This window comes from Alkalihalobacillus deserti (assembly GCF_020734105.1).
Classification (GTDB): domain Bacteria; phylum Bacillota; class Bacilli; order Bacillales; family Bacillaceae_D; genus Halalkalibacter; species Halalkalibacter deserti.
Map to the genome: position 1 here is coordinate 1 of NZ_JAJAFR010000036.1, position 16834 is coordinate 16834.

The window sequence follows — 16834 nt, forward strand, 5'->3', positions numbered from 1 at the left end:
ATGCAGAAATAAATGTTCATTTCGATTCAATTATTCAAGGTAAAGCATCAACTGCTATTAACTATACAGCTACTTTTCCAATTGAAGGAAAACATGATCAAGTACGAATAGAGGCTTATGATGATCAAGGCAATGAAATCAATATCTCCTCAGACGGAATTGACCTAGAAACTGTCAAAAAGAACAATAGAATTATTGTTAAAGGTAGAAGTATTATTCCACAGTCAATAAAGGGAGAAACTAGTTATATAGAGGTGCTACCTAAAGTGGCATTAAGTGAACCTGATCGTTTTATTAAATTAGATGAAGGAACTCCTGTTGAAATTAATTCTGAAAGGCAAGACTTAGCTGTTGAAATAGAAAATATTACCGTTCAGGATCAGAACATTATTTTTGATTTTCAAATAAATAATGGTAATAACATGGATCTGGAATTCTTGTTTTATAGTAATATTGCTCGCAATGATGTGATACTGGTTAAAGAAACAGAAAAAGATATTTATCAGGAGCCGATTAAACACTCAGTCGAAGTAATTAATAAAGATGACTTACGATTTACAAGCACATTTGATATTAGTAAAATTAAAGATTTTAACTTAAAAGACTATGTAATAAGAGTTAATATGGGATCATTGAGTGCCAATATTCCTAATGAATTAGAGAAGGTTAGGATCGATTTGAATTAGATTGAAAAGCTTATAAAACCTCGTTATACAAAGGTTGGCTTTTATAGAAAAACTTAAAAGATGTCTTAGATTGTTTCCTTTAACTCTATAATGAAGGTATATTATCATTAATTGGCTATAAAGTTTGGTGGATTTGTGAATTATTACACTTAAACTATCGGGTGCGAATGCTGAATAAGGGTATTCGCCTTTCTTTGTTGAAGTAACTGGCAGGATAGTTTAAGTTGAAGACTATAATTATTGAAAAAGAGAGAAGGTGATAACATGAACGGGATACTTAAAGTTGGTTCTATTCATTTGTTAATGGGTGGAATTTCTTTATTATTATATTTTATTACTTTAACGAACTTCACCCATTCTCAAGCAATAATTATTTCTTTGGTTTCATTTTTCCTTAACTTAGTTGGTTACTTAATTCTTAGCTTTAAACTTTTACAAGGATTAGGAACGAAAGAAGTCATTGTTTCGGTTTTTTTATTTTTGGTAATTGGCTTATTACTGTGGGTGTCTAATTTAGCAATAGATGACTTTGGCTCCATTTACTTTTTATATCATATAGCTGGATATAGTTCGTTTATTTGGTTCGTTTATTTATTTACAGATATGAATGAAATGCTTTATGAAAAGTTTGGTTTTATATTCTCTTTAGTTCCTTTTCTTTTAATTTTGATAGGTTTTTATTTAGGAAGAATGAAAAGGAGAGGTTGATTTAATAAAAGTATTCTTGTTGTGCTAACGGGTGCAATTGCGTAATAGTAATTAGCTCTATCTTATTTTATAAAAGTACGATAAAAAGCCAAAAATGGAGGTAATATGATAAACATTTTATCGCAATTTATGAATGAGCATTTTAATAATCTTAATCTAAGACCACCTCTATTTTACTTATGGAAATATGGTATCCGTTTTGAAATTTCTATGCCTTGGGTGGAACATGAAGATAAAGATAACCTTCAGCAAATAAATGAAAGAACCGTTACAATATTTAACAAGGTGTTTAATCAGGAGGATGAAATATTCCTTATTACAGACATACATTGTGAAAAAAATGATACATTCTTGCAAAAGAGACCGACAAAAGTTTATCAGAAATATATAAAGAACAAGGAGACAGTAAGAAAACTTCAACATAGAGTCTTGCCAAGTGTTTTTTTGGAAGATGAAGATGGAGAAGATTATGCAGAGATGGTCACGCATAGATTTGTTTTGTCCTGTAAAAAGAATGACATTCGATATAAAGCACTCTTGACTGCCATTAGTTATGAGGATTTCCCACATCCAGAGCAAATTCTAAAAGGGTTCCCACGTAATGGAATTGACATATACTTAGTCAATATTACAAAGAAAATGATTTACCACTTATATGACGACCGAGGTTGTGACGTTATGGCTTCTAATAAAGAGGATTTATATTCGCTTTACCAAGATTGTAACGATTGGATATTGGACTATGACCGAGATGAAATTGAAAAAAGATTATTGAGCTAACGGGGGCTTGAACGAAACAACAGGAGTTGTCGTTGCGACAGCTCCTTCTTGTCCTAACGAGCAAGATTGTTTAACAAGGGAAAGTGGAAATATTGTACAATTAATAGGTAGGGGGATGGTTTATGCGATTTGCCTTTCTTTTAATAATATTAGCAACTATTGTGGTTGGTTGTGAAAAAGAAACGGTTAATAACTTTGAAGTGTCACCAATTTTTGAATCAAATGATTATGAATTTAAAGGCATTGAAGGAAAAATAGGGATTCAAAATACAACTTTTAAAGCTCAAGAATATCAAAAAGTATTGTGGCACTTTTGGGGTGATCATGAAGAAATCAAAGGGGATTTTCGAGTAGTGGGTACTCATTTAGAGACTGGGGAGAAAAAACCTGTATTACTTATTTATCCAGAAGGTAATGAAACAACTTGGGAATACGATGATCATTTTACTCAACCAAATTTAGGTGCTGATAAAACTAAGCCATCAGCCTTATGGTTTGATAAGTCTGGGGTTTGGAAATTAGACGTAAGTTTGGGTGGTTCTCATTTTGCCGAAATAATAGTAGAAGTTAAATGACCTTTCTATTTAACAAAAGGGGGCGAATACTGAACAAAGGTATTTGTCTTTCTTTGTTAAAGTAAAGAGCAGGATGCTAAAAGAAGGGGGGATATTGAAATTGAAAGAAAACAAGGTGAAAAAACAGTTAATTATGGGGTGTGTTTTGTTAGGGATTTTTATTATAACAGGAAGTATACAAGCTATTTTTTCACCATTCACCTTTGTAAGAGGTATATCTCTGCTTTCTGTTATAGCTTGTTCTGCTGGTGTAGGTGCATTTATCAGAGAATTTTTTATTTTAAAAGAAAAAAATTATAGTAAATAAAATATATTTTGTTCATCAATAAGAATTTAATTAAGGCTTATTTCTTGTTCAATTAACGGGGAATTTAGTGAAAGAATATCTTTCATCTTTTAAGGTTTAGCTGTAAAATAAAAAGTGAACTGGAAAATTGTAGCTAGGGTTCCGCTATCTAGGTAGGTCAGTGACCGAGGGCTATATCTTTTACCGTGTGTAAAAGGCACCTATTGACATAAAAGGTCCGAGGGGAAAGGTTCAACGTATTTGTTATGCGTTGAATTCTTTCTCTTCGGACCTTTTTTATTATTTTAAGGAGGTTTATCGTATGAAAAGAATTGATGATTTAAAAGCTGGGGTTGCAGTTATTATTTTAAATGAGGAAGATGAGAAAGTACAAGTTTTGTTACAGAAAAGGTCAGATGTAGGGTTATGGGGTATTCCTTCAGGACATATAGAGGTAGGGGAAACAGTTTCTGAAGCAGCTATCAGAGAGGTAAAAGAGGAAACTAATTTAGATATAAAAATTAAAAAGCTAATTGGGGTGTACTCTGACCCTAACTCGCAGGTGTTTGCTTATCCAAATGGTAAAGTAGTACATTTTATAACAGGTTTTGTGGTTCAAAAAACTTAATTTCTAGTGACTCAGAAGAATTACATCGTAGCTCTCCACCAGTAATTTCAGCAAGGGAAAGAATTCTTATTAAACAAACGGGGTGCTTTTGTTTAATAAAATATCAGCAATGATCTTCAACAATCGGGTGCATTTCTGGAGCAAGAATTGTGCTCTTTCTTTATGCAAAGGAAAGATTATGAAGTAACGAAAGCCAAATTTCTCATAAATAGCACTGAGAGATCAGGCTTTTAAAATTCGGGTATCCTTAACGTTGTGAATTTCTTACATATTCCAAGAAAGCTAATTATTTAAATCACCTTGATAAAATTCAATAGCATCCACATTTTTAATCCATTCTTCTGCACTTGTATCATCAGGTTTTGCTTTCCAAAGAGTTCTGTCTTTATCGGTAATAGATGATCCTCTTAACCACACAAGCTTATCAATAGTTTCTACATATTGCGGGCTATAATCACCATAGCCTTCAAGTGGTTTTGTTATTTTAACTTGTTTATTTTTATCAATATTTATTGAATAAAGTGATGGTAATGGATGCTTACTAAAGTCGTTTGACCACTCTTTTTCTTCAATTCTTGACGTCACGATGGAGTTGTCTGTTACCCAATCAAAATCAAGATCAGCATAGTTAGGAGGTGTATATGTTCCTGATACAGGCATTTCTCGAACCTTTAAATCCTTATTTTTAAAACCAAAAACAATTCTTCCACCGCCAGCAATAAATGCTATTGTATCACTTGACGGTGCCCATTTAGGCTCACCTACTTCAAAAATAACCTCATCTAACACTTTAAAATTCTTACCATCACTAGATATCACACACAGCATATTACTATCCATTGACCAAGAAGCAGTCGGTGAAACAATGAAGGAAATCCATTTTTTACTAGGTGAGAAGTTGAAATAGTCAGCATAAACTGCAATGATTTTGTTGTTGTTTATTCCAATTTCTCTCGGAAGGGTAAAGAAATGATCTACACCTCCGAATAAAATAATGTCATTATAATTATCATTTACTCTTTTCGTAAATAAAATTGCACTTGACCATCCATCTGGTCGAAGGACTCCTGCTGATGAAAGTAAGAATCCACTTCCATCAGGTAACCACGTATAACTGTTAACTCCAGTTGCAATGTTATAGAATTGTGTGAAATCTGAGATGTTTAAAATACCTCTGTCATTAAAAGCAATAACATTTTTGTTTGGTGCCCATGTTGGAGAATATCCATTATAAAAGATTTTTTTCTTTTCCTTAGTTTCAACATTATAAGCCCATACTTCCACCTGTATCTCATTATCTTGGTATTCAGATGGAGCTTCATTTTGATATAAAAGCCACTTACCGTCACGTGACCACTTTGGTTTAGCAAAGACTTTACCTGTGTTCGTAATTTGTTTTTCCTCGTTGTTTATAAAAGTAAAAAAATTCCCATCTCTTATGAAGCCAGCTTTTACATTTTTTTCTCCAGTTGCAAATGAATTCAGTGGAAAAAGAATCGATAATATTATTGCTAACATAAGAATCCTATGCACTCTTGATACACCTCTCTTAACGGTTCTTATACTTAATATCTTTCTAAGCTTACATATTATGTAATTACAAACGAAAGTTATATCAGAGCAGATAAGACAGTTACTTTTAACTTACGGGTGCATTCCTTTAGAAAGGAATAAGTATTGTTTTAAAATATATAGTAAAGATCTTCAACAATCGGGCCATATAGTGGAATAAGTGGTAATGCTTTTAATAGTTGATGAGCTAGATAAACCACTTCCTTTACAAACTACTCATTACCTTAAAATGAGAATCCTCTCGAGCTAAAAATAATTTCTGATAAAGATAAATGTATATGGAAAGAGAATCCATTCATCCCTATACTTAATGGTAAGGAGGAGATCTTATATGTCTGATAACTGGAATTTTTATATCGCTGAACTGGATGACCATTTAGCGTCAATTGTTGTAGATTTGGAAGTAACAGAAGAAGTAAATATCAAAAAATACAAAAAGTTATTTTCTGTAAAGATTAATATCAAAAATCCAACAGAACTGGGTTATCCCGAAGAACAAGAAGATGAACGCTTAGGGGAATGGGAATATGATTTGATGGAAAGGTTGAATAACGAAGATATCATTCAAGTAGGACGGCTAACAACAAACGGTATCCGAGAATTTTTTTATTACGCCAAAAAAGAAAAACATGTCAAAATTATTGATCAACATGCACTAGCCGTATTCGATAACAACGGATACGAAACTGATATTATAGGTATTGAAGAAGATGAACCCTGGGCATTTTATTACGAGTTCCTATACCCAAACCAATACCATTTCCAACATATGTCGAATCGTGAGTTAGTTGAAATGTTAGAAAACGAGAAAGATGATCTAGAAGTACCACGTATGATCGAACATTGGGTGGAGTTTGAAACATTGGAACATTTAAAAGCGTTTGAACGAGACATTCGGCAAAAAGGCTTTACAACGGAAGAATACGAACAGGAGAAGAATGAAGATGGTACATACAGCATCACCATCTCTCGTGAAGATAGTGTAGATTATCACTTGATCGATTCTGTAACCGATACGATTATTGAAACGGCACAAAAACATAACGGTGAATATGACGGATGGGAATCTCCTGTTATTCAAAAAAAGTAAAGCATATTTACTCTTGTTCTATGAGAAACGGTACTTATGTTTAGAAAAATCAGTACGAACGGGTGCGTATCTTTAACTATAAATGTCTCAAATCAGAAAAGGTTGTTAATTCTATACTTGAAATTATCTATGCTATTTTAAAGGTATGATAGAGGAGGAATATGGATGACAGATGTTTTAAAAGGATACATATGCAGCTGTTGTGGGGAATACCATGATGAACTTCCCTTAAACTATGGAAGCCCTGCACCTATTTATTACGAAGAAGCTACTCGAAAAGAACGTAAAAAGCGTTTTGAATTAAATGATGATCTATGTGTAATGGATGGTGAACATTTTTTTATACGAGGTTGTATTGAAATACCGGTCATTGGATCAAACGAACCATTTGTTTGGGGTGTTTGGGTTTCACTTAGTGAAGAGAATTTTGAACTCACTTTAGAGCATTGGGATGATCCTAATAGAGAAAAGTTAAAGCCTATGTTTGGATGGTTATCTACACAGCTTCCTTTGTATCCTGAAACTTTAAATTTAAAAACCTATGTACATAATCGTTCCATAGAATTACGACCGTATATTGAGCTTGAACCTACAGATCACCCACTTTCAAAAGAACAAAGCCAGGGTATTACGATTGAGCGTGTTAAAGAAATTGCTCAATTTTTTTGTAATATCAAGGGGGTTTAAATAAACACTCCAAAACTGGTATCAAATAATTATGTTTTCAACAATCGGGCGCTATTCTGGAACAAGGATAAGCGCTCATGTTTCATTCTAGGGCTATTTAATGTAATAAGACTTCTGAACGAAACTGGATATTGATAGTGGAAGAAGGTTTTTTCGCTTTTAGATATAATTATTAGGAAAAAAATCTGATTTACAGGTGGGGAAAATGAAAAATGATTTAATCAGTGAACTTGAAAATCTTTATAATACAGAATTAATGAATGAATTCCCAAACGAAGATATTGAACAGATTGGAAAAGATTTCGAGGACAGTATCACAGAAGAAGATTGGCTGGTGGCTGATTTTAATGAATTTTGTATGCTTATCGCAGGCAGTTCCTCTTATGTGTTAGGTAATAAGAAAATCCCTAATTATCAAAGGCAGTTCCTATATAAAGACTTTTTTTCACTTTATCCTAAATATTTATTTTTAAAAAATTCTGTAAGTAGTTATCCTCATTTTTATAAAGAACTTGTAAGTTTTGAAAAGGCACGAGAATTATTACTGGTTATTATTCAGGATAATTAAGCCTTGTTGAACTTACGGGTGCGTTCGTCAATAACGGACAGGAGGAAGTGGATGGATTTAATTAAATTATTTGATGATAAAGGAATTATTGTTACTCAGCTTAATAACAATAGCGAAGAATTACGAATAAAATTATGGCACGTATTTAGTAATAAAAAGCTAAATTGTATAGAGAATGAAGAAGCAATTGATGCATTTAATAAACAGAAAAAGACGGTTTGTTATGTTTTTTTACCAACAAAGCAATAATGCTTACAAGCTAAATAATGCGGATAAAATAAAGGCTGAAGATTTTAATAACGAAAGTGATGTATATATTGTTGATACTAATTTTAATTGGACATATGTACATACACACGAGGATGATTGCGGACCTTATTTTTATAAATTAATCAATTAATCTTATTGTAGGAACGGAGAATTGTGAATAGTTTCACTTAAACTAAAGGGCAGGTTAGTTGAACAAGGAAGTAGTAATTATTATGGGTTATACCGATTTTTAATGGGGGGAAATTACATATGAATGAAAAACAAAAGCTACTTTTACAAAACCTAAAAAATATAAAGGATTGTTGGACAAAAGCAGCTGTTGATGGCTTAAATCCTAATACCATAAATATTTAGTTAATACTTAGGCATATTCAGATAAAATGAATATGTCTATTTATTTTTTTGAAAATCTTGTAACGTTTTATTATTTCGTTAGTTATTTAAGTGAAGGAGGGGAGAAAGTGAACTTTGAGGAAATTTATCAAGCGTATTTTCATGATGTTTACTTATATACAAAGTCTTTAGTAGCTGACAAGGATATAGCAGAAGAAGTTACACAAGAGACATTTTTTAAGGCACTGAAATCATTTCATCAATTTGATGGCAAAAAAGATGTAAGGGCATGGCTTTTCACAATCGCTAAAAATACATATTTTACACAATACAAAAAGCAGCAACGCGAGATAAATATTGAAGAAAATTCAGCGCAAAAGGATGTCCAACTTGTAGATTATTTAATGAATGAAGAGCGAGCGCTGATGATTCATCGATTTTTACACGCAATGAAAGAGCCATATAAAGAAGTTTTCTCCCTTCGAACATTTGGTGAGCTTTCTTTTGAGGCAATTGGGCATTTATTTGGAAAAAGTGATGGCTGGGCTAGAGTAACGTATTACCGTGCAAAAAAGAAAATAACAGCGTATATGGAGGCGAAACAAGATGAAGGATATTAAATGTACAGTCATTCAAGATTTGCTGCCACTTTATGTAGATGAGGTAGTAAGTGATGATACGAAATCGTTAGTTAATGAGCATTTACTTACATGTGAGAATTGTAGAAATGAATATGAGCAAATGAAAGGAACGCTTTATGTACCAATTGAAAATAAAGACACTTTGTTCAGTCAGCTTAAGAAACGATGGAATCGCAAAAAATGGCTTCTTATTTTTGGATCTGTTTTAACGACCACATTAATAGGGTTTGCACTATTTTCATTCATATTTTATTACGCAAAGCCAATTCCTTATACAGCAGAATTATTTGAGCTTGAAGAAACGGCAGATGGAACGCTTGTTTTAAATTATTTTGGAGAAAGTCATGCAGGAACGTATACGACACACCCTTTAGAAGTTGAAATAGATGGGGAAGTAAAAAAAATTAGCTTAATTTATTATGTTAAAACAATCGCCCATTCGCCTACTAGTAACTTTTTACGAGAGGATAAAAGAATTGGACCTGATCGATTAGAGTTAGTAGATAGTGAAACTGTTGATGCAGTTTACTATGGGGACTTTGATCTTGATAAAGTAACCAAAGAAAAAGAGCAAACATGGGAAGAACTTTTACAACAAATGACGTTGATTTGGGAGAGGTAAATAGGAAGTAAATAAAAAAAGATTGTGAAGTATTGTACTTAAAGTAACGGGGGCGTTTCTGCAACAGCAGCAGGAACGCTTTTTTGAAAAAGGACAACAATTAAGGAAGTGAACATATGAATTATCGTTGTAATGTATGTGGCTTTAAAGGTTTAGATAGACCACAATACTTTGAGGACAAGTATCCAAGTTTTGATATTTGTTCTTGTTGTGGTTTCCAATCTGGCTTTGATGATGATGACCAAGGCTATACATTTGATAGTTATAGAAATAAGTGGATTAATGAAGGTGCAGAATGGTTTGATAAAAATAGGAGACCTAAAAATTGGGATTTAAGGAAACAGTTAAAACAAATTAATATTACGTTAGAATAAATGTTTAACTAAAGGGTAGCAGGAGTTCAAAAAGGGTGTGATTATTACGGACAAGAAATTAATCGAAATATATGATAATTGGCAAGAAAAACTTGATGCAGACGAATGGTATTTTAGTAATGCATTTGAATCAATTTCAAAAGACATGTCCTCGGAGAGTGCTTTTAACTATATTCCAGAAATTATATATATGCTTCTCGATTTAAATGAGGATTATTTGATTTGGGAGACACTATATTTTTTAATCGACTTATATAGAATTGCGGAAACCACTGAAATACATCCAATACTTGATAAGAATTGGTCTGTTTTAAGAGACCATATACAAAAATATGAAGATTCATATTCTACTCCATATCAAGAATTGAAAAGGTTTCTTAGGATTAAAACATAAATTCACCTTATTCAACAAACGGGTGCATGAGTTTAACAACAGGAGTTGTCATTCGGCAGATCCTGTTGCTTATTGTGCTAACGAGGCAGGTTACTTGAATAGTCATATGTTAATGGACATACCCTTGTATAAACCGTTTATGGGGGGATTTAATTGAAACGTCTTGTAACTTTTCTAATTGCAATCTTTATTATTATCAGTGTTTCGATATTCTTTTTTGTTAGCAACATAGATAAAACTGTTACTGCTGAAAATCAGGTTAAAAAAGAAAATAGGCAGCTGTTAGAAAAATCAAGTGAGACAATCAATAATCATGATGGTTATCTTGAGTTGATTAAGAGACCATTTGCCCCTGACTTAATAGGATTTTTAACGGGAAAACCAATGAAATTTGAAAAATACACACTAGCTGATGTTTCAGACGGTGTATATGTAAGTGGTGTACAAGGACATTCAGGGAAACAAGCATTTACTATTTACTCAAAGGATAAGACTTCAGAGACAAAAATTATAAAAGTAAAGGTAGAGGGAAAAACATTAAAGGTTTTTTTAGAAGAAGATAAATCTAAAACCTTGAGCGAAGAACATTTAGTCTATCAAACTCAAACTTCTAACATTCCTAACAAATATGAAGTAATTCGTAGCAGTCAATTAGAAAAAAGTGAGAAAATATTTTACGGATATGAGTAAAAAAAGATTTTTATTAAACTAATGTGTGCGTTGATTGAATAAGGTCAGCACACTTCTTGTTGCATCAACGAGGTAATTAACTGGTTAAGAATAACAAACATTGCATGGACATACCTTTTATTGAGGAGGTGTGTCCATTGAAGCTGTTAGTTGTTGATTTGAAATCAAAGTGGTGTGTTATTGTTTTAACTTTGTTCTATATTTCTTCGGTGTTATTCGTTAGCTTTGTAGGAATCAGTTCGTTTTATCCAGGAAGACTTGACGGGATTTATATTGGAGTGTCACATAATTTTGTCCCTTTTGCTACCATTGGCACTTACTTATTTAATATTCATAGCTATAATTTTGATACTTGGTTTTATAATACTTTCGGTATAGTGTTTCTATTTATACCAATAGGAATTTTAATTCCACTCCTTTTCCCGAAAATAAAGAACGCTTTGTCAATAGTAGTTATATTGTTGTTTAGCCTAACTATTGAGTCAGTGCAATACGTTACTCAATTAGGTGTGTTTGATGTAGACGATATTATATTAAATACATTAGGTGGACTTTTAGGTATTTTAGTTTTTAGTTTATTTAAAAAGAGGAAAAGGTTATTCAACTAAAGGGTGAGATTGCTAAACAAAGGCAGTCGCTTTTTTACTAACGTGGCAGTTATGTTTAACAAGCATGATGGGTTTATATGGTAAAATTTTAACAAGGAGGGGTGAGAAACTCGAGAAAAATAATCATGTTTTCTATTATAATCATTGCAGTTATATTAGTTGGAATTTTTTCTTTTATTAAATTCAATCCACCATTAGTAAGTGGGATTTTTGGTGCGACAAACGACTATAATGCAGTTGTTGTGGAAATTGGAAATAAAGGTTTTGCTGAAGTGAAGGTTGATAATGTATTGGTGAACGGTAATGAAGAACCATTAAATTTAAAAATGCAGGTCAGTAATCCATTAAAGGGTTTTATTATTACTGATACTTTCGATGAAGAGGCAAAAGAATACGGAATTCACGATATTGAAAATGTAACAATCAAGCCTAACACATCCCCTTCTGCACAGTTAGAAAAAGTAAATAATGGCACAGCTACAACTGATGATAAAAGTTATGGAATTAGTGTTATCCATAACAAAGAGATAGAAACAGTAAATATAAAATACAGTTTTTTAGGAATATCTTTTGATAAAACTGTAACAGTTAAATAAGTAATTTAAAACTAAAGGGTGCTTGAACGGAATAACTGGAGTTGTCGTTGCGGCAGTTCCTTTTCTTCTTGCGCTAACGAGCAGTTTAGTGCAACAAGGACTATTGTATTTTTATGGTAAAATTAAGAGAGAGGTGAGGAGGTATCCAATGAAAAAGTTTTTACTGTTAATGTTCCTTTGTTTAATTCTATCGGCTTGTTCCCAAAGTGAAGAAGATAAAATACAAAAATACTTAGATGATAAAACCTCCTATGATATTTCAACTGTTTTTGAGGATGGCGTACTTAATATTGAAGTTCCAATGATAGACCAAGCTGGAACATGGAATAAAGATGGACAAATGGATGTGAATTTAGAGACAATAATATTATTGGAAGCTGTAAAGCGTTATCCACGCAAAGACTTGGATTTAATTAAAGAGGTAAATATTCAATTTATCACAAGAGAAACAAATAAAGTTGTTGCAGAAATACATGCTAAAAGCGATATGTTCATGGAGACGAATTGGGCAGATGTAGATAACCCAGAAGTTCCTCAAATTGTCGATGAATATAATTTTAACGGTAAAACGAAATAAAGTGTTATTAAACAATCGGGAGCAATAGCTGAACAAGGGGCTGTCGAATGTGGCAGTTCCTGTTGCATAAAGAGCGGAAAAGTTGAAGAAAGATAATGGTTTCATGTTAAAATTTAACGAATATGAAGGGGGGATTTATGATTATGGCTTTTATGAATATAGTTTTTTTATTATCTCTAATTGTAGGATTATATTTATTAACGCTTGGAATTTGGGAGTTAAGAGAAGGGACTAACAGAAAAAAGTACATTACCTTAACGACTATTGGGATATTGTTAATATTTGTTTTTCCAAGATTGTTCACTTTACTCTAAGTTAATGACTTATTTCACTAACGGGTGCGATTGCTTAACAGGAGTAATCGTTTTCTTACTTATAAAGTAGAATAGTTAAATAATATAACAATAATTTTAAATTAAGAAAGGCAAGGAGGGTTATATTTGAACAAGATTTTAGCATTGTTTGTCGGCATTTTTTTATTAGTAGGTTGTTCAACAGAAGAAAAAAGAGTAGTCGAAAGGTTAAAGCCTGAGGAAGAAAATAAATTGAGTGTTAGAGTTTTTGTAGAAGAAACACCTTCACAAGAATATCAACGTAGTATTCTTGATATATTTGATGAGCATTCTCTATGGGGAGATAAAGTAACCTCACATGGTTTTACGATTTTAGATGAAAATTCAACACATGAAGATGATTATAAAAAGATTTTTGTTTTAGATAGATTACCTGAAATAATTGTTTTTAATAATGATGGTGTTATATTTCGAACGTACGAGGTTGAAGAATTAGAGGCTTTTCTTCTAAGTGAAAAAGAATAGTCAAACGAACAAATCTAATTAAAGTTTATTAAACTAAAGAAAGCGATAGCTGAACAGAGCTGTCGCTTCTTCAACTATTGAGGCAGAATAATTCAACAAGAAACCAGAAATCAATGTTAAAATATTCCTATGGATAAGGGAGGGATTTTTAGATGTTAAGAAGTTTGAAAGTATTTGCACTACTTTTATTAATAGGATTTTCAATATCATTTTTGTCAGGCTGCACTTCTCCTAATTCGTTGCCTGAAGAATTTGAAGAACTACGTCCAAGTAATCCTAATCAATTTTATATTATTGGATTTCAAAAAAATAATTGGGAATTAAATGATTTACAAAGAGCATTAGAGCAATTTATTGATGATAAGGATGTATTAGGTATAACTATGTTTTATAAAGTTACGGAGGAAAATAATGTCATTTTGGAGAAATACAATTATAATTTAGGTAGTGGATTTATTGTATTAGAAAATGAAGGAACACCATATTTAGTATCAAGTTATTCTGAATTTGAACGAAAAAAAACTGAAGAATAATATGATTAAATCATCTTTTTCTTACAGAACGTCATATTAGCTGTTTTATTATAAGGTATATTTATTGCTTTAGCTTATTCAATTAACGGGTGCTAATACACAGCATGAAAAGAAACTGTTACAGTTGCTCCTTTTCATGTAACGAGGGAGAATAATTTAACAAGGATGATAACTCAAAATGGAAGTCATAAATGCATTAGGAAAAGTGATTGGTACTTTATCAATAATTTTAGGAGTATCGTGGGTGTTATGGTATCTTTTTACCAAAGAAGGAAATAAGCAATATAAGGCTTGGAGAGAAATCTATTGGGACGGTAAGAAAGCACCTCATAACACTCCCCTGAAAAAATATATTTCCGAATTATATAAAGGTGGTTCATTATTTTTACGATTGCTTATTATCCTAACAGGTTTATTCTGTATTTTAGCATTCATAACGATACTGTTTCAATTTTATCTTGAGGTAATTGCTTAATTATTGTATTGGCTTTGTTGTACTAACGGGTGCGATTGCAGAATAAGGCAGTTGCTATTTTGCTAAGTAGTAGAGTTGTTTAAGAAGAAGTTTATTACATATAAGATAATCGTCCTTTTTGGGGCGATTATTTTATTTTTAAAAAATACAAAAAGCTTGAGCCAAATTGCATTTTAGTTTGTCTAATTAAGTGTAAGGAAAAAACAGGGGGAGGGTGAAATACCATTAGACGATTAGTAAAAAAAGCTCAAAAAGGAAATGACAAAGCCTTTTTAAAACTTTTCCAGGAATACGAAGAAGATATTTATAGAATGGCTTATGTTTATGTGAATAATAAAGATGATGCTTTAGATGTTGTTCAAGAAGTGGCATATCAATCATTTAAAAAAGTGGAAACATTAAAACAGCCAGAATTTTTTAAAACGTGGTTGATGAAAATCACAATTAACTGTGCAATCAATCTAATTAGAAAGAATAAAAAAGTGGTTGAACTAAAACCAGAGTTTGAAGAATTCATTGGTTCAGAGGATGAAGATATTTCTCTTTCTTTATCTTTACAAGAGCTGATTGATACGCTACGAGAAGATGAAAAAAGCGTTGTTCTTTTACGGTATTACCATAATTACACATTCAAAGAAATATCCGAGTTGTTAAATTTACCGTTAGGGACGGCAAAATCGTTGTTATACCGTTCATTAGATAAACTTCGAAAAGGCATTAAGGAGGGTGATATTTGTGAACGATAAAATAAAGAAAGAACTACAAAAAATAGAGATCCCAACAGAGTTACGTGAAAGGTCTAAATTAGGTATTTGGAAGGCGAAATCAGAGCAACAAAAAAGGAAATTTAAACAACCATTAGCTGTTGCAGCTATCATTCTCGGATTATCAATAGCAATGGTTGGGTTTGTATTTCCTGCTATGGCAAGTAATATCCCGCTTATCAGTAATATTTATAAATTTTTAGGTGAGGAATTGGGCATTAATGAGGAATATCAAGAAAATTCAACTGAAATAAATATGGCACAAGAAAACAATGGAATTAAAGTAACAATAAATGAAGCTGTTTTTGATGGTCAAACGGTAATGATAACTTATTCAGTAGAGAGCGAACATGATTTAGGAGACGAACCGCTTATTTTAAACCTCCCAAATATTTTGGACGAAGATGCTCATGGTTTAGCAGGTGGCTCAATAATAAAAAAAGTCGGTGGTAATGAGTATGTTGGTTTAATGACAGTTTCTCATTTAAGTGAAAAATATCTAAATAGTGCCAATATCCATTGGGAAATTGAGAGTTTTACGATTGTAAACGGTGAACAAAATAATGAAATAGAAGGTAATTGGAATTTTGAATTTAATTTAGAGGCAACTGAAAGCCAAACCCGATTAATAGGTCAAAGTGTGGAAAATGAAGGTATTCAATTAAGTATTGAGGAGATGTCAGAAACACCAATGTCCTTTATTCTTCACTATGAACAAAAATTAACTGTGAACGTTCAAAACAATTGGCATTATATAGTTATAGATTTAGAGGTTAAGGACGACTTAGGAAATGAGTATTCAGGTGTAAAAAACGGTGGGTTCGGTTCAGATTCTCACCAGATATGGAGTAAAACTTTTGAAAAGATACAGCCCAATGCAACAAAACTTATTGTTACTCCACATGTTACATTTAAGAAGGATAACGAGCGTGAGGACATTATGCTGGATGATATTGTTATTGATTTAAACTGAGTAAAAGAATAAAAATAACGAGTGCGATGCTTGAGTAATCGGAGCATCGCTTTCCTTGTTCTGCTAACGGTACTTATGTTTAAGAAGAACAACTAACAAAACAAAGTCATTTGCTGCACAGTACAAATAAAATATGTAATAGATTTATTGGCGATTATAAGAGAATAATTATCCTTTCTTAACTTCTCTAAGGAGATTGTGAAATATTGTACTTAAAGTATCGGGTGCGTTGATCTAAGAAGGATTACACTCTTTTACGTTGAAGTTATTGTAGTACCATGAAAATAAACTTCTGTAACTTAGGGAAAAAGGCAATACAAAGAAGACGCAGCTCATTCATTTTTAAAAAAGGGGAGAGCGCCTGTTTCGTTGGTATTATTGAAGCTAAATGAACTGGATCAAGAGGCTTCTGATTCTGACAATGATACGGTGTAACCTAAACTTTCAAGTCTGCGCAGGGAATGTCGAACAATTGATTGCTCCCTTTGCTTATCGAAGTAATCTTCGCCTAAGTCTACATACATTTCTTTACGGGTTAAGAGATAATAAGAGATACGTAACATGGCGTGAGCGACGACAATTCCTG

The 16834-nt window shown here is 32.2% G+C and carries 24 protein-coding genes and 3 pseudogenes; 24 read left to right on the top strand and 3 right to left on the bottom strand.

Annotation, left to right across the window (positions count from 1 at the left end; genetic code table 11):
• The 6 genes and pseudogenes from LDX58_RS24475 to LDX58_RS24500 all read left to right on the top strand — a co-directional run.
• Positions 1 to 686 (top strand): DUF5643 domain-containing protein (locus tag LDX58_RS24475; RefSeq protein ID WP_227940208.1); only part of this gene is annotated, 686 nt, incomplete at its 5' end.
• A 264-nt stretch (positions 687 to 950) separates the two neighbouring features.
• Positions 951 to 1394 (top strand): hypothetical protein, encoded by a 444-nt coding sequence (locus LDX58_RS24480; RefSeq protein WP_227940210.1) that lies wholly within the window; start codon positions 951 to 953, stop codon positions 1392 to 1394.
• A 105-nt stretch (positions 1395 to 1499) separates the two neighbouring features.
• Positions 1500 to 2174 (top strand): DUF3885 domain-containing protein, encoded by a 675-nt coding sequence (locus tag LDX58_RS24485; protein ID WP_227940212.1) that lies wholly within the window; start codon positions 1500 to 1502, stop codon positions 2172 to 2174.
• Between the two features lie 122 nt (positions 2175 to 2296).
• Positions 2297 to 2749 carry a DUF4871 domain-containing protein gene (locus LDX58_RS24490; RefSeq protein WP_227940214.1) on the top strand — a complete coding sequence of 151 codons (453 nt, stop codon included), beginning with the start codon at positions 2297 to 2299 and terminating at the stop codon, positions 2747 to 2749.
• A 100-nt stretch (positions 2750 to 2849) separates the two neighbouring features.
• Positions 2850 to 3056, top strand: a complete 207-nt coding sequence (locus LDX58_RS24495; protein WP_227940216.1) for a hypothetical protein — start codon at positions 2850 to 2852, stop codon at positions 3054 to 3056.
• A 301-nt stretch (positions 3057 to 3357) separates the two neighbouring features.
• A pseudogene (locus tag LDX58_RS24500) lies at positions 3358 to 3639 on the top strand (NUDIX domain-containing protein); the annotation flags it as partial.
• On the opposite strand, the pseudogene LDX58_RS24505 reads toward LDX58_RS24500, so the two are convergent.
• Both LDX58_RS24505 and LDX58_RS24510 read right to left on the bottom strand, forming a co-directional pair.
• Positions 3638 to 3718 (bottom strand): annotated as a pseudogene (locus tag LDX58_RS24505) (NUDIX domain-containing protein); the annotation flags it as partial. The pseudogenes LDX58_RS24500 and LDX58_RS24505 sit on opposite strands and share 2 nt — an antisense overlap.
• Before the next feature lie 227 nt (positions 3719 to 3945).
• Positions 3946 to 5196, bottom strand: coding sequence for a TolB family protein (locus LDX58_RS24510; RefSeq protein WP_227940218.1), 1251 nt, complete (start codon positions 5194 to 5196; stop codon positions 3946 to 3948).
• Between the two features lie 370 nt (positions 5197 to 5566).
• Between LDX58_RS24510 and LDX58_RS24515 the strand changes: the two genes are divergently transcribed.
• The 18 genes from LDX58_RS24515 (at position 5567) to LDX58_RS26535 (ending at position 16248) form a co-directional block, all read left to right on the top strand.
• Positions 5567 to 6325 (top strand): DUF695 domain-containing protein, encoded by a 759-nt coding sequence (locus LDX58_RS24515; protein WP_227940225.1) that lies wholly within the window; start codon positions 5567 to 5569, stop codon positions 6323 to 6325.
• A gap of 165 nt (positions 6326 to 6490) precedes the next feature.
• A complete protein-coding gene (locus LDX58_RS24520; protein ID WP_227940227.1) occupies positions 6491 to 7012 on the top strand; it encodes a DUF2199 domain-containing protein in 522 nt (173 codons plus the stop codon).
• Positions 7013 to 7217: 205 nt separating this feature from the next.
• Positions 7218 to 7580 carry a YxiJ family protein gene (locus LDX58_RS24525; protein ID WP_227940229.1) on the top strand — a complete coding sequence of 121 codons (363 nt, stop codon included), beginning with the start codon at positions 7218 to 7220 and terminating at the stop codon, positions 7578 to 7580.
• Positions 7581 to 7631: 51 nt separating this feature from the next.
• Positions 7632 to 7829: a DUF4275 family protein gene (locus tag LDX58_RS26210; protein ID WP_265416825.1), complete on the top strand. Its 198-nt coding sequence runs from the start codon at positions 7632 to 7634 to the stop codon at positions 7827 to 7829.
• Positions 7804 to 7980 (top strand): DUF4275 family protein, encoded by a 177-nt coding sequence (locus LDX58_RS26905; RefSeq protein ID WP_372459295.1) that lies wholly within the window; start codon positions 7804 to 7806, stop codon positions 7978 to 7980. The genes LDX58_RS26210 and LDX58_RS26905 overlap by 26 nt, the downstream gene beginning before the upstream one ends.
• Before the next feature lie 331 nt (positions 7981 to 8311).
• Positions 8312 to 8803 (top strand): RNA polymerase sigma factor, encoded by a 492-nt coding sequence (locus LDX58_RS24535; RefSeq protein ID WP_227940231.1) that lies wholly within the window; start codon positions 8312 to 8314, stop codon positions 8801 to 8803.
• Positions 8790 to 9446, top strand: a complete 657-nt coding sequence (locus LDX58_RS24540; protein WP_227940233.1) for a zf-HC2 domain-containing protein — start codon at positions 8790 to 8792, stop codon at positions 9444 to 9446. Before LDX58_RS24535 ends, LDX58_RS24540 begins: the two co-directional genes overlap by 14 nt.
• 116 nt (positions 9447 to 9562) lie before the next feature.
• On the top strand, positions 9563 to 9820 hold the full coding sequence (locus LDX58_RS24545) for a hypothetical protein (RefSeq protein ID WP_227940235.1): 258 nt from the start codon (positions 9563 to 9565) through the stop codon (positions 9818 to 9820).
• Between the two features lie 37 nt (positions 9821 to 9857).
• Positions 9858 to 10214 (top strand): ABC transporter, encoded by a 357-nt coding sequence (locus LDX58_RS24550; protein WP_227940238.1) that lies wholly within the window; start codon positions 9858 to 9860, stop codon positions 10212 to 10214.
• A 153-nt stretch (positions 10215 to 10367) separates the two neighbouring features.
• Positions 10368 to 10904 (top strand): hypothetical protein, encoded by a 537-nt coding sequence (locus LDX58_RS24555; protein ID WP_227940240.1) that lies wholly within the window; start codon positions 10368 to 10370, stop codon positions 10902 to 10904.
• A 137-nt stretch (positions 10905 to 11041) separates the two neighbouring features.
• A complete protein-coding gene (locus tag LDX58_RS24560) occupies positions 11042 to 11512 on the top strand; it encodes a VanZ family protein (protein WP_227940242.1) in 471 nt (156 codons plus the stop codon).
• Positions 11513 to 11613: 101 nt separating this feature from the next.
• Positions 11614 to 12108 (top strand): hypothetical protein, encoded by a 495-nt coding sequence (locus LDX58_RS24565; RefSeq protein ID WP_227940244.1) that lies wholly within the window; start codon positions 11614 to 11616, stop codon positions 12106 to 12108.
• 148 nt (positions 12109 to 12256) lie between these two features.
• A complete protein-coding gene (locus LDX58_RS24570; protein WP_227940246.1) occupies positions 12257 to 12685 on the top strand; it encodes a hypothetical protein in 429 nt (142 codons plus the stop codon).
• 440 nt (positions 12686 to 13125) lie between these two features.
• Complete coding sequence (locus LDX58_RS24575) at positions 13126 to 13503, top strand: hypothetical protein (protein ID WP_227940247.1); 378 nt, start codon at positions 13126 to 13128, stop codon at positions 13501 to 13503.
• 152 nt (positions 13504 to 13655) lie between these two features.
• The gene (locus tag LDX58_RS24580; protein ID WP_227940249.1) at positions 13656 to 14036 is read left to right on the top strand and encodes a hypothetical protein; all 381 of its coding nucleotides are present in this window, start codon (positions 13656 to 13658) and stop codon (positions 14034 to 14036) included.
• Positions 14037 to 14214: 178 nt separating this feature from the next.
• Positions 14215 to 14511: a hypothetical protein gene (locus LDX58_RS24585; RefSeq protein ID WP_227940251.1), complete on the top strand. Its 297-nt coding sequence runs from the start codon at positions 14215 to 14217 to the stop codon at positions 14509 to 14511.
• Between the two features lie 224 nt (positions 14512 to 14735).
• Entirely contained in the window at positions 14736 to 15257 is a 522-nt protein-coding gene (locus tag LDX58_RS24590; RefSeq protein WP_227940255.1) for a sigma-70 family RNA polymerase sigma factor, read from the top strand.
• Positions 15247 to 16248 carry a DUF4179 domain-containing protein gene (locus LDX58_RS26535; protein ID WP_227940253.1) on the top strand — a complete coding sequence of 334 codons (1002 nt, stop codon included), beginning with the start codon at positions 15247 to 15249 and terminating at the stop codon, positions 16246 to 16248. The genes LDX58_RS24590 and LDX58_RS26535 overlap by 11 nt, the downstream gene beginning before the upstream one ends.
• 398 nt (positions 16249 to 16646) lie before the next feature.
• Here the strand turns inward: LDX58_RS26535 and LDX58_RS24600 are convergent.
• Positions 16647 to 16834: pseudogene (locus tag LDX58_RS24600) on the bottom strand (IS110 family RNA-guided transposase); the annotation flags it as partial.

Excerpts from the sequence above, each read along its gene's own strand:
- LDX58_RS24480 (WP_227940210.1), top strand. The coding sequence starts at position 951 with ATGAACGGGATACTTAAAGTTGGTTCTATTCATTTGTTAATGGGTGGA.
- LDX58_RS24485 (WP_227940212.1), top strand. The coding sequence starts at position 1,500 with ATGATAAACATTTTATCGCAATTTATGAATGAGCATTTTAATAATCTT.
- LDX58_RS24490 (WP_227940214.1), top strand. The coding sequence starts at position 2,297 with ATGCGATTTGCCTTTCTTTTAATAATATTAGCAACTATTGTGGTTGGT.
- LDX58_RS24515 (WP_227940225.1), top strand. The coding sequence starts at position 5,567 with ATGTCTGATAACTGGAATTTTTATATCGCTGAACTGGATGACCATTTA.
- LDX58_RS24520 (WP_227940227.1), top strand. The coding sequence starts at position 6,491 with ATGACAGATGTTTTAAAAGGATACATATGCAGCTGTTGTGGGGAATAC.
- LDX58_RS24525 (WP_227940229.1), top strand. The coding sequence starts at position 7,218 with ATGAAAAATGATTTAATCAGTGAACTTGAAAATCTTTATAATACAGAA.
- LDX58_RS26210 (WP_265416825.1), top strand. The coding sequence starts at position 7,632 with ATGGATTTAATTAAATTATTTGATGATAAAGGAATTATTGTTACTCAG.
- LDX58_RS26905 (WP_372459295.1), top strand. The coding sequence starts at position 7,804 with ATGTTTTTTTACCAACAAAGCAATAATGCTTACAAGCTAAATAATGCG.
- LDX58_RS24540 (WP_227940233.1), top strand. The coding sequence starts at position 8,790 with ATGAAGGATATTAAATGTACAGTCATTCAAGATTTGCTGCCACTTTAT.
- LDX58_RS24545 (WP_227940235.1), top strand. The coding sequence starts at position 9,563 with ATGAATTATCGTTGTAATGTATGTGGCTTTAAAGGTTTAGATAGACCA.
- LDX58_RS24570 (WP_227940246.1), top strand. The coding sequence starts at position 12,257 with ATGAAAAAGTTTTTACTGTTAATGTTCCTTTGTTTAATTCTATCGGCT.
- LDX58_RS24580 (WP_227940249.1), top strand. The coding sequence starts at position 13,656 with ATGTTAAGAAGTTTGAAAGTATTTGCACTACTTTTATTAATAGGATTT.
- LDX58_RS24585 (WP_227940251.1), top strand. The coding sequence starts at position 14,215 with ATGGAAGTCATAAATGCATTAGGAAAAGTGATTGGTACTTTATCAATA.